The organism is Providencia sp. PROV116, assembly GCF_028482485.1.
GTDB lineage: Bacteria > Pseudomonadota > Gammaproteobacteria > Enterobacterales > Enterobacteriaceae > Providencia > Providencia rettgeri.
On sequence record NZ_JAMPQO010000021.1, the window covers coordinates 20048 to 35994 of the forward strand.

At 35.9% G+C, this 15947-nt stretch carries 16 protein-coding genes; 11 read left to right on the top strand and 5 right to left on the bottom strand.

The window, feature by feature from the left end; all coding sequences use genetic code 11:
* Nucleotides 1-2: 2 nt before the first annotated feature.
* The 11 genes from PSE72_RS14580 (at nt 3) to trmL (ending at nt 12728) form a co-directional block, all read left to right on the top strand.
* The gene (locus PSE72_RS14580) at nt 3-1001 is read left to right on the top strand and encodes a polysialyltransferase family glycosyltransferase (RefSeq protein ID WP_272689887.1); all 999 of its coding nucleotides are present in this window, start codon (nt 3-5) and stop codon (nt 999-1001) included.
* Nucleotides 998-2242: an EpsG family protein gene (locus PSE72_RS14585; RefSeq protein WP_272690992.1), complete on the top strand. Its 1245-nt coding sequence runs from the start codon at nt 998-1000 to the stop codon at nt 2240-2242. The genes PSE72_RS14580 and PSE72_RS14585 overlap by 4 nt, the downstream gene beginning before the upstream one ends.
* Before the next feature lie 19 nt (nt 2243-2261).
* The gene (locus tag PSE72_RS14590; protein ID WP_272530885.1) at nt 2262-3104 is read left to right on the top strand and encodes a glycosyltransferase family 2 protein; all 843 of its coding nucleotides are present in this window, start codon (nt 2262-2264) and stop codon (nt 3102-3104) included.
* Nucleotides 3101-4177, top strand: coding sequence for a glycosyltransferase family 4 protein (locus tag PSE72_RS14595; RefSeq protein WP_272690993.1), 1077 nt, complete (start codon nt 3101-3103; stop codon nt 4175-4177). The genes PSE72_RS14590 and PSE72_RS14595 overlap by 4 nt, the downstream gene beginning before the upstream one ends.
* A gap of 696 nt (nt 4178-4873) precedes the next feature.
* Nucleotides 4874-5962, top strand: a complete 1089-nt coding sequence (locus PSE72_RS14600) for a glycosyltransferase (RefSeq protein WP_272530886.1) — start codon at nt 4874-4876, stop codon at nt 5960-5962.
* Nucleotide 5963: 1 nt separating this feature from the next.
* Nucleotides 5964-7022 (top strand): DUF1972 domain-containing protein, encoded by a 1059-nt coding sequence (locus tag PSE72_RS14605; RefSeq protein WP_272690994.1) that lies wholly within the window; start codon nt 5964-5966, stop codon nt 7020-7022.
* A gap of 296 nt (nt 7023-7318) precedes the next feature.
* Nucleotides 7319-8473: a polysaccharide export protein gene (locus PSE72_RS14610; RefSeq protein ID WP_115168195.1), complete on the top strand. Its 1155-nt coding sequence runs from the start codon at nt 7319-7321 to the stop codon at nt 8471-8473.
* 5 nt (nt 8474-8478) lie between these two features.
* Nucleotides 8479-8907, top strand: a complete 429-nt coding sequence (locus PSE72_RS14615; RefSeq protein ID WP_004906960.1) for an arsenate reductase/protein-tyrosine-phosphatase family protein — start codon at nt 8479-8481, stop codon at nt 8905-8907.
* A 35-nt stretch (nt 8908-8942) separates the two neighbouring features.
* Nucleotides 8943-11021: a polysaccharide biosynthesis tyrosine autokinase gene (locus PSE72_RS14620; protein WP_115168196.1), complete on the top strand. Its 2079-nt coding sequence runs from the start codon at nt 8943-8945 to the stop codon at nt 11019-11021.
* 17 nt (nt 11022-11038) lie between these two features.
* Complete coding sequence (galE, locus tag PSE72_RS14625; protein ID WP_210782371.1) at nt 11039-12064, top strand: UDP-glucose 4-epimerase GalE; 1026 nt, start codon at nt 11039-11041, stop codon at nt 12062-12064.
* Between the two features lie 160 nt (nt 12065-12224).
* The gene (gene trmL / locus PSE72_RS14630) at nt 12225-12728 is read left to right on the top strand and encodes a tRNA (uridine(34)/cytosine(34)/5-carboxymethylaminomethyluridine(34)-2'-O)-methyltransferase TrmL (RefSeq protein ID WP_115168197.1); all 504 of its coding nucleotides are present in this window, start codon (nt 12225-12227) and stop codon (nt 12726-12728) included.
* A gap of 29 nt (nt 12729-12757) precedes the next feature.
* Here the strand turns inward: trmL and PSE72_RS14635 are convergent, their stop codons facing one another.
* The 5 genes from PSE72_RS14635 to secB all read right to left on the bottom strand — a co-directional run bounded on the left by PSE72_RS14635 (nt 12758) and on the right by secB (nt 15863).
* Entirely contained in the window at nt 12758-13120 is a 363-nt protein-coding gene (locus PSE72_RS14635) for a type II toxin-antitoxin system PemK/MazF family toxin (protein ID WP_109912519.1), read from the bottom strand.
* Nucleotides 13117-13362: an AbrB/MazE/SpoVT family DNA-binding domain-containing protein gene (locus PSE72_RS14640; protein ID WP_004906951.1), complete on the bottom strand. Its 246-nt coding sequence runs from the start codon at nt 13360-13362 to the stop codon at nt 13117-13119. The genes PSE72_RS14635 and PSE72_RS14640 overlap by 4 nt, the downstream gene beginning before the upstream one ends.
* 151 nt (nt 13363-13513) lie before the next feature.
* A complete protein-coding gene (cysE, locus tag PSE72_RS14645) occupies nt 13514-14335 on the bottom strand; it encodes a serine O-acetyltransferase (protein WP_004906950.1) in 822 nt (273 codons plus the stop codon).
* Nucleotides 14336-14358: 23 nt separating this feature from the next.
* Complete coding sequence (gene gpsA, locus PSE72_RS14650; protein WP_004265161.1) at nt 14359-15387, bottom strand: NAD(P)H-dependent glycerol-3-phosphate dehydrogenase; 1029 nt, start codon at nt 15385-15387, stop codon at nt 14359-14361.
* Nucleotides 15387-15863: a protein-export chaperone SecB gene (gene secB, locus PSE72_RS14655; protein WP_004906947.1), complete on the bottom strand. Its 477-nt coding sequence runs from the start codon at nt 15861-15863 to the stop codon at nt 15387-15389. Before secB ends, gpsA begins: the two co-directional genes overlap by 1 nt.
* Between the last annotated feature and the right edge of the window lie 84 nt (nt 15864-15947).

Sequence of the window (15947 nt, forward strand, 5' to 3'; positions counted from 1 at the left end):
TTATGGTTCGAAATTTTCTATCTGTGAAAACGGCATATGCAATTACTGAACAGTATAAGAAAAATGAAAAATATATTTATTCTATAGAATCTGATGATGATGAATATTTTTCCACAATAAAAAATACTGTAGCAACTAATATACCTGTAATTAAAACTGAGCCTATCAATTGGATTTTTAAAAGATTTAATTTTTTATTAAAATACAGATCATTACAATCAAGTTATAAAAAAATTCTTAGTATTTATACTAGATATCAAATTAGTGAAATCTTTATACACTACCCTGTGCATGAAAAAGAAGCACTCTATATGAAGGCAGCTAAAAAACTAAAAATAAAAATAAATTTTTATGAGGAAGGAAGTTGCTTTTATACTGACCGTAGAGGAAGAAAACTAGATGTTTATAGTAGGTTAAAGTTTTTTATACGAAAATCACTCCTAAAATGCCTAAGTATTAACTATGGATATCAATTAAATGCTGATGGCTGGTATTCTATATTACCTGTAAAAAAACAGCCAAATCACCTTATAAAAATATCATATAAAAAAATCGAGTGTCCTAACTTAAAATATTTATTTTTATCTCGTCCCGTTTTTGATGATTACCCTTCAATTTCTTTTGATTTATATATCCAATCCATAATAAAATTCATAAATACAATGCCTAAAAATGAAACACTATTTATTAAATTTCATCCTAGGGAATCACTAGATAATCAAAGAAAGACAATTGATAAATTAAATAGCTACTCTTCCTATATTGAGGTAAAAAAACTCGATTTAAATATAGCTGCCGAAGATATTGTATACAATATGGAAAAAGGCAGTTCAGTTTGTGCTTTTGACTCATCAACACTAATATATGGCAATTCAATAAATTCAAATATTAAATTTCATTCAGTACTAAATCATATTTATATGTATGATGAAATGAATGAGCTTAGTAATTTATACTCGCTATATACCAAAAAATTTAGCCATATTGAATATATAAAATGAATAACAACCTGAAGAAAGTTGATACTTTTACTTTCATAACAGTGTTAAGTATCGCTATACTATGTTTATTACCTTTTTCTCCATATCTATCTTTAATTTTATGTTTTCCTCTTCTTACATTGCTAGAAATTGAAAGTGTTAAAATAAAGAGTTTCTCAGTATTTTTCATTCTTATTTTTATTATATTAATTTCATATTTAGGAGCATCCAGGGGAATATTTGAAACACCTAACGATGACCTAGCTGACTACTATAAAAATTTCATTGCTCTTTCTAAAGGTAATCTCTATGCTCTTTTCGAATTTGGCTTTGGAGTAGAAATAGGTTTACCTTTTTTAAGTTTTTTACTTTCTATTGTGGCACCATATGCCCCCCCCCGTGTTTTTTTACTGTTCCACCTTATTATAATAAATACATTGTATGTTTTATTTATATACAAATACTCGAAAGTTGTTAATATTAAATACAAATCACTACTACTACTAACTTGTTTCCTTTTTTTAGGATATACCGCTGAAGCAAATTTATTGAGGCAGTCTTATTCTTCAATTTTTCTTCTATTTGCATTATTTTCAAAAAATAACAAACAAAAAGTACATTACATTATTATTTCAATGACATTTCATCTATCATCAATTCTATTATATTTTGCCTTCAACTATATATATAGAATAAACTTAAAAAAACTATTGATTTTACTTGCAGCATCACTCCTAACAGCAATATTTTTTGCGTCATTTATTTTGCCAATTTTAGTCCAATATCCTCAAATCAAAATTGATGCTTATATAAATGGTGATGGTGTTAATATTGAAACCATTTTATCAATCTATAAAGAGTTTATAATTATATTTCCCATTTCATTATTTTTATTTATCATTAATAAAATAGATATAAAATACATGTACATGCTAGTAGCATGGTTTGTAATCACATGTATCCTAGAATTTTTAATGTCTGGTATATCCCTAAGGATTAACCACATGATAATTACATTTTTGGTTGGCCCTATTTTATATACAATATTCACGAAATTAAAAAATACAGCTATTGTATTTGCATTTGTTATCATACCATTAATTTTTATATTGAAGATATATTCATTTGTTAACAATAAAAATGAGATGGCTTTATTTTCTGATGGAAATTATTTTTACAGTACACCATTTGAATATGTCGATTTTTTAACTCAAGATATATCTAATAACAAACGAGACTGGAAACGTCTTAATTATGAATAGTATTATAGCGAGTCACTTTATGAAATTTTCACTTATTCTCTGTACTCTAGGAAGAACAGATGAAGTCGCTCTATTTTTAGAATCCCTAAGTTTACAAACTTACCAAAACTATGAACTTATTATTATTGACCAAAATAAGGACGATAGATTAAAAAAAATACTGTCTGATTCATCAATTCAAGATAGTAAGATTTTGCATATTGTGCAATCAGTTCCTGGTTTATCTAGGGCCAGAAATGTTGGCATTCAGCATGCCTCAGGTAATATTATAGCATTCCCTGACGATGATTGTACCTATGATATAGATGTATTAGAAAAAGTAGCATTTTTTTTTACACATAACTCAAATAAACCACTAGCTCTAAGTGTCAACACTCGAGATATTAATTCAAGTTTTTCTCTAATTTTCTCCCCTAAAAATGAATGTTCATTTAGCAAAGATAAATTACTAGGGTGCTCTTTTACTCTTTTTTTCAGTAAAGAAGCCTCAAATATGCTTTTTGATGAACGCTTAGGTGTAGGTTCGGGATTCATTTGGGGAGCTGCAGAAGAAAATGATTTTCTTTACAGATTTTTAACATCTGGTGGTGAAGGATACTATCTACCTTCACCAACCGTTTTTCATCCAGCTAAAGAAAATGATACTTTAGATGTAACAAGAGCATATTTATACGGAGGAGGCTTTGCTGCTTTTAGATTGAAAAACAATGGGTTGGTTAGATTTATTAAGAGTAGCCTTTTAATATTCGTTGATATTTTTAAAAATTTAATTCTAGGGAAATGGAAAAAAGCGTCTTTTAAATTCATTTTCCTTTTGGGATACTTTGTTGGTGGATTGGCATGGAAAATAGCAAATAAATGAAAAAAATACTGATCATTGCACCAAGCTCAATATACGGTGGAGGTGAAGTTTATGTAAAAAACCTCATCAACTATATAAATAAAAACTATATTATTATAGTTGGAGCTTGTAATGAAAGATTAATAAATGAAATTAACAATAATGTTAATTTCATTTTTAAAGTTAAACCATCCACCTCTCAAGCCAATAAGCTTTACAATAATTTGTTAATTAATTACTACTCTTTTAAATATAATGTAGATATTATTTTTTTAAATGGACTCCCCGAATCGGCTCTTTATGCTTTTACCTTATTAAAAAAGAATATAGTTTGCATTGGTCACAGTAATGAGAGTCACTTGCGATATATTAATGACCAACATGGGTTGAAAAATTTCTTATTAAAAATATTATTTAAGCTTTCATTTAAAAAATTAAAATTATTTATTGCCATTAATGAGCAAGCAAAGAGTAATTTATTATATTTTTTCCCTAAATATAAAAAATCTCAAGTTATATATAATGGCGTTCCTGAAATGGTGATTGAAAAGAAAAAAAACAATGATTTTACAGTGGGAAGGATATGTCGATTACTCCCTGATAAAAATGTAAAACTAGCTATTGATAGCATGAAAAAAATCAATAAGGCATCTTTGATTATTGCAGGTGAAGGACCTGAAAAAAACAAACTGGAAGAACATGCCAATAGAAGTAAAATAGACGTAACATTTTTAGGGCATTGTAATGCTGCTGATTTCTTTTCAAAAATTGACGTAATGCTATTAACCACCCCCTCAAATAGTGACGGAGATGCAACTCCACTCGTAATTTTAGAATCGATGTCAGCAGGCATTCCTGTTATATCAACAAAAGTTGGAGGGGTGCCTGAACTAATTGAACATATGGTAACAGGTATTTTATGCGAAGATACTCCAGAAAGTTTTTCAAACGCAATAAATTTATTATTACATGATGAGATGTTATATCAAACAATATCCCATAACAGCAGAAATGCTTATATTGAGCGTTTTAGTTCCAAAATTACATTTGAACAAACACTATCTGAAATTAATAAACACACTAGTAATAATTAATATATTTATGATCACATACAATATATCAGATCAATAATATTGAAAAATATTATAGTTTAATACTGTCACTTACACTTGAATTTAAAAATAATTTGCTGCTTCTCTATTTATTTTTTGTTATTAAAATCACACGTTAGTTATATAATACAATTCCAATAAAGCAATTAGTACATCATCTATTATTCTGTATTCTAGATAGGATAAAAAATTGATACTCGCATTCATTTTCCTTATGCAAAGTAAAAGCGATTTTTTAATTTAATCCAAATATTTAATATTCATTCTTTTAGGTAATGATAGATCTACAGGTTCACATTCAAAGTTGTGTGTAACATTCAATCAATAGTTTAGAAAAGGGAATAAAATTGAAAACAAAGTAGGAATAGATGATTTGCTCATATTGAAGGAATAGGAGGGTAATTATTGATGATGACAAAATCATTAGATCATATTTTAGTATTCACCCCGAAAACCATAATTTTGCAGATTTAGACATACTGATACGAAATCAAGGCGTGAATCATAGAGATATTAATATTGATTCAGATTGCTGGGTAGGCGCTAAAGTAACTATACTAATGCTACAATTATTAGAAATGGCTGTGTTATTGCAGCAAAAGCTGCAGTCAATTCAACTTTTCCTGATAATGTGGTTATTGCTGGGATTTCAGCAAAAATAATTAAAAGAAGGAACTGATGAAAAAACAATCTTTTTTCTTTGTGCATTTATTTAATGACTACAGTGGAAGCCCTTTAGTACTGAAAAACATGATAAATGCAATAAAAAAATCAGGTGAAAGCATTACATTATTGACCAGTAAACATAGTGGATTTTTATCAAATATTAGCGAGACCAGTTACATTAGATTATTTTATAAATACTCTAATATTAAATTAATAACTTTTTTTTTCTTTACATTATCTCAAATTGATGTGTTTTTGAAACTTTCAGTTAATATATTAATTCATCGATTTAAAAAAAATAAATGCACTGTAGTTATTAATACCGTATTACCTTTTTCTGCAGGTTTAGCTGCGTTTTTGTTTGCCAATCGAACAATTTATTACATTCATGAAACACACATCAAACCAAAATTATTAAATAAGCTACTACTTTTTGGTGTTCGTAAATTTTCGGATGAAATAATATATGTTTCTAACTACACAAAAGACGCCATTGACATTCAAAAAAATTGTATTGTCATTCCTAATCCATTAAGAAATGACTTTAATTTAAATCCTAGTCTTGATTTTCATGCTAAACATAATGATAAAAATGTCTTTTTTTCAGGCTCACTTAAAGCATACAAGGGTATATATAATTTCATAAAAATTGCTGAACATTGTCCACAAATTAATTTCATTGCAGCTCTAAATTGCCATGAAACTGATTTTCATGAATTTGTAACTAAGTATCATCATCAAAACATCTCTTTTTTTCATAGACCAAACTTTATTAAATCACTGTATGAAAAATCATTCATTATTCTAAACTTATCAATTCCTGAGGATTGGACTGAAACATTTGGATTATCAATCCTTGAAGGTATGTCGTATGGGTGTGTTCCTATCGTTCCCCCTGCCGGAGGGCCTTTAGAAATTGTTAATCCTGATTTCGGATATTATATTCATTCAAATCATGTAGACAAAATTTCAAAAATAATAAATGATTTATCTTGCAATTATAACGAATGGTATAAAAAATCACAGTCAGCTTTAAATAAGTCTAATGAATTTAGTTTTCAAGAATATACAAAATCTATTAATAATTTTTTAGGAATATAGTGTGAAAGTTATTTCAATTGTAGGAACTGTTGGATTACCGGCTTGTTATGGTGGCTTTGAGTCTTTAATTGAAAATTTGACCAAGAACTCATCAGGTGATATTAAATATAAAGTTTTTTGCTCATCGCAGTTTTTCAAAAATAAAATAAATGCCTATAACAATGCTGATTTAATATATATACCTTTAAATGCAAATGGTATTCAAAGCATTTTTTATGACATTATTTCATTAATAAAAACTTTGTTCTATAAAAATGACGTGACCTTGATATTAGGTGTATCGGGTTGTTTATTCTTGCCTTTTTATAAATTCTTTTCAAAAGCAAAAGTCATAACTAATATCGATGGTTTAGAGTGGAAACGCGATAAATGGGGGGCTGTGGCTAAATGGTTTCTAAAACGTTCTGAGTATTTTGCAGTAAAATACTCGGATATAATTATATCTGATAATCAAGCAATCGCTGATTATGTTAATCAAAGCTATAATTTGTCATCTGAGGTAATAGCATATGGGGGAGATCATGCTATTATATCCAACCATATTGAGAATACTATCCCAACTGGAGATTATTATCTTTCCATTTGTAGAATAGAGCCAGAAAATAATATCTCACTCATTTTAGAGTCCTTTTCTGCCAGTAAAAGAAAAATTAAATTCATAGGGAATTGGAAAAATTCTGTTTATGGCCAGTGCTTATATAAAGAATATCCACAATATGAGAATATAGAACTAATAGACCCCATTTATGACATATCAACCCTTTATAATTATAGAATAAATTGTAAAGCATATATACATGGACATTCCGCAGGGGGAACAAACCCTTCGTTAGTTGAAGCTATGCATATTGGCAGACCCATTTTAGCATTTGACTGTGACTTCAATAGGTATTCAACTGACAATAAAGCTTTATATTTTTCAAACGATAACTCACTTTTAAAATTAATTGAAGATACAGATGATAATATGCTTGTATCTAACTCTGAAAAAATGAAAGAAATTGCTATTGAAAAATATACTTGGAGTAAAATAGCCACACAATATGAAAGCCTTTATTAATAATATGTAAACTTGTTATGAAACTATAAATAGACTATTAAATATCATTTTTATCGAACTATAGCCAGACACTTTAACTAATCGTATAGTATAAGAATCAGTAACTTAGTCGTAAAAAATCTTTACAAAGAGAATGTCCAATATAATTAACCTACAATGCAACGTTAATATCTTCTTTTCCAAAGATTGCTCTCTATAAGCTTCCTTAGAAATTATATTAAAAACGTATAAGTGTGATGATGATAACTCCCACTACTTATATTTTATCTAAACATTTTTTATCATAGGATGGACTTGTGCTTAGTAAGCATCTCTCACTTACATTACTAACCGCCAGCATTTTACTTACAGGCTGCACCGTCACCCCCGGTGCCTATATATCAACCTCAGGCAAAAATGTAGTTGATACGGGTGACCGTGACATTACCAAATTGGTTGATATCTACCCCATTTCACCAAAATTATTGGATGATATGTACACCGCCCCCACCATTGCTAAACCGAATGCGCAGTTAGAAAAGCAACTGACTCACTATGAATACCGCGTGGGTGCCGGTGATGTATTAACCATTACGGTTTGGGACCACCCTGAATTGACTATCCCTGCGGGTTCTTACCGTAGTGCGCAAGACTCCGGTAACTGGGTTCACTCCGACGGCACTATCTATTACCCATATATTGGTAAAGTCAAAGTGATCGGTAAAACCGTTACTGAAATCCGAACCTTGATCAGCAACCGTTTAGCCACCTATATCGAATCCCCACAAGTGGATGTGAGTATTGCCGCCTTCCGTTCACAAAAAATGTATGTGTCAGGAGAAGTCGCCAAACCGGGTACACTCCCTATCACTAACGTTCCTTTAACTATCTTAGAAGCCTTTAATAATGCCGGTGGTTTAACCGAAAAAGCCGATTGGGATAATGTAGTGCTTACTCGTAACGGCAAAGAAACTCGAATTTCGCTGCAATCTCTTGTGCAATATGGGGATTTAACCCAAAACCATTTAATGTTATCTGGTGATGTCCTGTATGTGCCACGTAATGATAGCCAAAAAGTGTTTGTCATGGGTGAAGTGGGTCAACCAACGACCTTAACCATTGACCGTGCGGGTATGAGCATTACTGAAGCTCTAAGCAAAGCGAGTGGGATAGACCAAAATACTGCCAATGCAACGGGTGTATTTGTTATCCGCCCAATTAAAAACCAACCAGCAGAAGACAAAGAACTCGAAGCGCTATTACCGAAAAAAATGGCCGCTGTTTATCAGTTAGACCTATCAGATGCGACATCGCTTGTAATGGGTACTGAATTTAAACTGCAGCCTTATGACTTAGTGTATGTTACCGCTGCGCCTGTGGTGCGTTGGAACCGTTTGATTACCCAACTGTTACCAACTATCGCTTCATATAATCAGTTAACCGAAGGTACCAAGCGTATCCACGACTGGTAATCGATATGTTTAATAATATTCTCGTTGTTTGTATGGGAAATATCTGTCGCTCTCCTACGGGGGAGCGTTTATTGCAACAGTATTTTCCCGAAAAAACTGTTCATTCGGCAGGTATTATCGCTAAAAATGATATGCCCGCTTATGACAGTGCCATCCGGATTGCCGAGCAACATAGCCTTTCCCTTGAAAACCATCAATCACGTCGATTAACCAGCGAAATATGCCATAAAGCAGACTTAATCCTAGTGATGGAAAACGATCATATTGCTAAAATCCACCAGCAGTTTCCTGAAACTCGCGGTAAGGTGATGTTATTTGGGCAATGGATCAATAAAACTGAAATCCCTGACCCGCACAAACGCAGCGATGAAATGTTTGAACATGTTTACCAGTTGATGGAAAAAGCCGCGATTGCTTGGCAAGGCAAAATTTAATTTTATTTATTGGATGACTTAACATTTAACCTATTATGAACACAACAAAAAATAGCTCCCCTGCCTCAGATGAAATCGATCTGCTCGCTCTGTTTAAAGTTTTGAAATCCAACACCATTAAAATTGGGTTTTTTACTGTTATTTTTGCGGCTATCGCCATTGCATACAGTTTATTAGCAACCCCCATATACCAAGCGAATGCGACCTTACAGTATGACAAATTAGGTCAGGTCTCATTACTCGACCAAATGAGTGATGTCATGCCATTTGGTAACAGCAATAACCAAGTCGACTCTGAAATTGAAGTTATCAAATCCCGCATGGTATTGGGCAAAACCGTTGCAGACTTGAACTTAGACACTCAAGCAGCCCCTGAAGGCTTTGTCAGTAAGTTACTTGGTGAAGTGGCTCCCGTCCATATTGCCCTATTTCAATTACCTGAAAACTTAATTGGCCAGCCATTGACCCTAACTTATTTAGGGGATAATAATTATTCCCTAAATGTGGATGGCCAAGTCTTGCAAGGTAAAGTCGGTGAAGTGCTCAAACAAAGTGAAATTAACTTATTAATTTCCAGTTTCGCAGCTGAAACTGGTGAAGAATTTTCGTTAATCAAAAATGCCCGTTACTCTACCATTGAAGACTTACGCAATACCCTAACCATTGCGGAAGTGGGCAAAGGTACCGGTATTATCAGCTTAGCGATTAAAGGTGCGGATCAAGTTGAGAATGTTAACATTCTCAACAGTGTTATCCAAAACTATGTAGACCAAAATACCGAGCGTAAAAAAGAAGTCACCAACAATACACTCGTGTTCTTAGATGGCTACTTACCTACGATTAAAAAGAAATTAGATAACTACGAAAACCAGCTCAATGCCTTTCGCAAAAAGAATGAATCGATTGACCTCTCTCTAGAAGCTAAAGCGGCTTTAGATACTGCTTTGCAGGTCGAAGAGAAACTCAATGAATTGACCTTCAAAGAAGTGGAAATTCAACAGTTATATACCCGTAACCACCCGGCTTATCAGTCTCTATTAGATAAACGCCAGCAACTGTTACGTGAGAAAGAAAAAATCAGTAAAAATATTCAAAAATTACCGAATACCCAACAAGAAATCGTCCGTTTAACCCGTGATGTTGAAGCAGAACAAGCGATTTACGCTCAATTAGTCGCGAAACAACAAGAGCTCAGTGTACTGAACTCCGGTATTACCGCGGATGTGCGTATTATTGACTCTGCGGAGTCCCAACCAAAGCCTGTGGCACCAAAAAAATCACTGATTGTTGCTCTTGCCACTATCCTTGGCTTTATTGTCGGCTGCGCGTATGTCATTGCTCGCGAGTTCTTTAATAATAAAATTAAGAGCACGGAAGATATCGATGCATTGGGTGTCAACGTCTACGCTACCATTCCTTTCTCAGCCCATGAGAAAAAACTGATTGAAGCAGGCAATAAGAGCCCATTAGCGATAGAAAACCCAGCAGATACCGCGGTTGAAGCTATCCGTTCATTACGTACCAGTGTTTATTTCTCGGTAATGAACCAAGGTAACAACCTCGTTATGGTGACTAGTGCGTCACCTGGAGTCGGGAAAAGTTTTGTTACCTCCAATATGGCGGTGGTACTGGCTAACGCAGGTAAGAAAGTTCTGTTAATCGATACCGATTTACGTAAAGGCCGTTTGCATAAAGCCTTTGGCTTAAACAATAAAGCGGGCTTATCTGAATACTTATCGCAACAAAGTTTAGAATCACCGACTATTCATGCCAACGTGATTGAAAACCTCGATGTGATTTGTCGTGGTAAAAATGTTACTCACTCCTCTGAGTTATTAATGGGTGAGCGCTTTAAGCAGTTACTGGATAAAGTCAAAAACCAATACGACATTGTGGTGATCGATACCGCACCAATCTTAGCAATTACTGACTCGGCGATTATTGGTAAATATGTCGGTACTTCATTACTGATTGCTTTCTACGGGGTGAATACCGTGAAAGATGTCGATTTATCACTGAAACGCTTTAAGCAAAATGATATCGAAATTACGGGTGTGATCTTGAATGGTATTGATGCAAGATCTGACGATTATAACTACCATTACGAATATTAAGAATCAGGAATATTGAGATGAATAATCAACACGTTCTCGTTACTGGTGGTCTTGGCTACATTGGTAGCCATACCTGTGTACAGATGATCCAGCAAGGGATGCAGCCGGTTATTTTAGATAACTTGCATAATGCTAACCTTGAGGTGCTTAACCGTATTGAAGCTATCACAGGTGTTAAGCCAGTTTTTTACCAAGGTGATGTGCGTGATGGCCAAATTTTAGAATCTATTTTTGCTAATCATCAAATTCATTCCGTCATTCACTTTGCTGGGTTAAAAGCCGTTGGTGAGTCAGTGCAGAAACCGATTGAATACTATGATGTTAACGTCAATGGCACACTGGTATTAGTGGAAAGCATGAAAAAAGCCGGTGTTAAAAGCCTGATTTTTAGTTCATCGGCAACCGTTTATGGCGACCCTGAAGAAGTACCATTAACAGAAAATTCCAAAGTCGGAGGAACCACCAACCCATATGGAACCAGTAAGTATATGGTTGAGCGTATCCTTTCGGATTTATATACTGCGGAAGATGATTGGTCACTGACATTACTACGTTACTTTAACCCTGTTGGCGCACACCCATCCGGAACCATGGGGGAAGACCCGCAAGGTATTCCAAATAATTTGGCACCGTTTGTTTCACAAGTCGCTGTAGGCCGCCGCCCACAAGTCATGGTATTTGGTAATGATTACCCAACACCGGATGGTACTGGTGTGCGTGACTATATTCACGTGATGGATTTGGCAGATGGCCATATTGCCGCACTAAATAAAGTTAGCCAGCAAGCAGGATTACATGTTTACAATCTTGGTACAGGAACTGGCACAAGTGTGCTGGAAATTATTACTGCTTTTGAAAAAGCGGCAGGTAAACCAATTAAATATGAGATTGTAGCAAGACGCCCCGGTGATATTGCGGAATGCTGGTCTAGCCCAGAAAAAGCGTTGAAAGATTTAAACTGGAAGGCACAGTATTCAATTCAAGATATGGTGAATGATAGCTGGCGTTGGCAGTCCATGAACCCTAATGGTTATAACAGCTAACCTCAACGAGTTATTTCAGAGACGAGCCTTTATGGCTCGTTTTTTGTTTTCAGGGGTACAAATAATTTTTACGGCACAAATCAAAGTTCCACATGAAAACAAACCCATTTGCGCGTAAACTCTTCCCATCATTTCTTATCAAAAATATCAGCTTAACGTTATGCCACACATTGTTTTATTCGAACCGGAAATACCGCCAAATACTGGCAATATCATTCGTCTTTGTGCCAATACTGGCTTTGATTTGCATCTTATTCACCCTCTTGGGTTTACATGGGATGATAAACGCCTACGCCGTGCGGGTTTAGACTATAGCGAATTTGCCGATATCAAGCACCACCATGATTATTTTGCTTTTTTAAAAAGTGAAGGGCTAAACCCGGATAATAACCAATCTGAAAGTGGGGCTCGCGTGTTTGCTTTAACCACTAAAGGTAAGCCAAGTCACAGCAATGTCAGCTACCAACAAAATGACTATTTGATGTTTGGCCCTGAAACCCGTGGGTTGCCACCTTATGTGCTAGATAACATGCCAATGGAGCAGAAAATTCGTATTCCTATGTTGGCAGACAGCCGCAGTATGAATTTATCCAACTCTGTGGCAGTGGTTGTGTTTGAAGCATGGAGGCAGTTGGGGTATACAGGGGCGCTGCTAAAGGACTAGATTATAAAAGGAGCTCAGTTTGAGTTCCTTTAGTTTGAATCAATAAAAAAATGCTCTCCACCAATTAATGGGATCAACCTTGCGAGCACACTATCAAGAACCCCCTCATCAGCAACTACCCCAAACTTCATACTTCTATCTTTCCAAGGTAGTGTTTGAATAAGGTTTGCCGCAGCAACACACGGAGTATCAAGATTATTTATCCCTACTTCTGTTATGTGCCCTCTAATGCTTGTGCTAATAGGACAACAAATTACCAAGCCTGATTTTTTATTATATTCCACACTGGATAAAACGAGTGCAGGCCGATATTTTCCTATTTCTTTTCCTTTCGTTGGGTCAAAATCTAACCAAATAATATCATTTCGCCTTGGTATGTAACTTTTACTCATTCACCAATTTCCATATCATTAATTTGAGCAAGTTCATCTGAATGACTATTATATTCATTCATATTGTCAAGCAAATAAGCTTCAGAAAACATCCTTATCTTCTTTTTGGGAGAAAGAACCAAATTACCGTTATTAACAGAAATATCAAGACGTTGACCAACCTCAATACCTAATTGTTTTAAGATAGCTGATGGGATAACAATGCCTTGGCTATTTCCCCATTTTTTTATAGCAACGCTCATTTCTCTTACCCCATACTTATTTTTGAGTATATTAGTTTCCAAATGTATAAACATTGTATAACTTCATTGAGGTTAAAGCAAATTTTTGGTCGATTTATATACAAATGAAGGAAATCAAAAATGAAAACGATCGAACTAGAACCCTCACAACTCAAATTCCATCCCCATCTTCAAAACCCCAAATACTGCCATTAAAGTTTTGATCCATTTCTAAGGACGGTTTATCGCTGGTTGGTTTACCGACAATGCGTGCTGGAACCCCTGCCACCGTGGTATGCGGTGGAACAGGATGAAGCACGACTGAACCTGCGCCAATTTTTGCGCCGCGGCCAATTTCAATATTACCGAGTATTTTTGCCCCTGCGCCAATCATCACCCCTTCCCTCACTTTCGGGTGGCGGTCACCACAGGTTTTCCCGGTACCACCGAGTGTGACGGATTGTAGGATTGATACATCATTTTCCACAATTGCAGTTTCCCCAATCACGATGCCTGTTGCGTGGTCAAGCATGATGCCACAACCAATACGGGCTGCAGGGTGGATGTCGACGCCAAATGAAACGGAAATTTGATTTTGCAGGTAAACCGCCAGCGCTTGGCGGCCTTCTTTCCACAGCCAATTACCGATACGATAGGCTTGCAAGGCGTGGAAACCTTTCAAATACAATAATGGAGTGGAATATTTATCAACGGCAGGGTCACGTAGGCGAACCGCGGCTAAGTCCATTGCTGCAGAGAAAATCATGCCTTCGTCATTGCGATAAGCTTCCTCAACAATTTCACGCACTTCAAGCGCTGGCATAATCGGCGAGCTCAGTTTATTGGCTAGCATATAGCTGAGCGCACTGCCTAAATTGTCGTGCTTTAACAATGTCGCGTTAAAAAAGCTGGCGAGGAGTGGTTCGCAGTCCGCAAGAGACTTCGCTTCATCTTTAATGAAACCCCAAATTCTATCCAGTTCTTCACGCGACATAATCACTCACCTATCTATTTTTATTAATCATGCAGCTTTGGCATATCGGCAATTTCATCTTTCGTCGCACGCCCTAGTAGTGCTTGCGCCGCCTCTAACACATTTTTATGGCGGTAAAGGATTTGATAAATTTGCTCAGTAATTGGCATTTCAACACCTGCCCGCTCAGCCAGTGCGCGGACTTCCTTGGTATTACGATAGCCTTCAACGACTTGGCCAATCTCTTTTTCTGCATCTTCAACGCTAACGCCATCACCTAGCATCATACCAAAGCGGCGGTTACGGGATTGGTTATCTGTACACGTTAACACAAGGTCACCTAAGCCTGCCATACCCATAAAAGTTGCAGGGTCTGCTCCCAAAGCTGCACCTAAACGACTCATTTCAGCTAAACCGCGGGTAATCAATGCAGTACGTGCATTCGCACCAAAGCCCATGCCATCAGAAATACCGGCACCAATAGCAATCACGTTTTTCACTGCACCGCCCAGTTGCACCCCAACCATATCCGGGTTCTTATAGACGCGAAAGCTCTTGCCGCAATGGAATAACTTTTGTAAGTCATCACCAAATTGGCTATCGCTTGCGGCAACAGAAATTGCTGTTGGTAAACCTGCGGCGAGCTCTTTTGCAAACGTTGGACCGGACAACACAGCCAGAGGAATTTCATTACCTAATACCTCACGTGCCACTTCTTGCAACAAACGGCCAGTATCCCTTTCTAAGCCTTTAGTCGCCCAAATAATACGGGAGTCTGCGCGTAAGTATGGCTGGATTTGTTTTAGTACATCACCAAAAACATGGCTCGGTACCACAATCAAGATATTGGGGCTCGCCTCAACGGCGCGTTTTAAGTCCGTTTCGAGAGATAAACTATCAGGAAAAGAAACGCCAGGCAAAAACGCCTGATTACTGCGATCTTGTTCTAATTGATGAATGTGTTTTGGGTCATGGCCCCATAACACAACCTGATGTGCATTACGTGCAAGCGTAATGGCTAAAGCGGTGCCGTACGAGCCGGCACCGATCACTGTCATTGAAGCAGTATTCATTAAGCGTCCTGTTGAGCTTCTGAGTTCTGCGCTTGTTCACCTTGTTGCTGCTGTAAATAGTTCATGAACAGTGCATCAAAGTTAACTGGCGCTAAGTTCAATTGTGGGAATGTACCACGGCCCACTAAGCTAGTGATCGCTTCACGTGCGTATGGGAACAGGATGTTCGGGCAATATGCACCTAAGCAATGTGCCATTTGAGTACCTTCAATACCTTCGATAGAGAAAACACCCGCTTGCTGGACTTCACACAGGAAAGCGGTTTCTTCACCTAAAGTTGCAGTCGTTGTGACGCGTAAAACAACTTCATAAACACCTTCAGACAGCTGAGTTGAAGAAGTATCTAAATCTAATTTAATTTCTGGCTGCCACTCGTGTTGAAAGATGTGTGGTGCATTAGGTGCTTCAAATGAAACGTCTTTTGCATAAATGCGTTGAATTTGAAAAACCATTTCTGAGTTGTTTTGTTCTGACATAGTTTATGTACCTTTAACTTCCATATGAATTTTCCCTGTCATTCTTTGAGCTACAGGGGTGTTCGCTGCATTGCGCTACCCAAG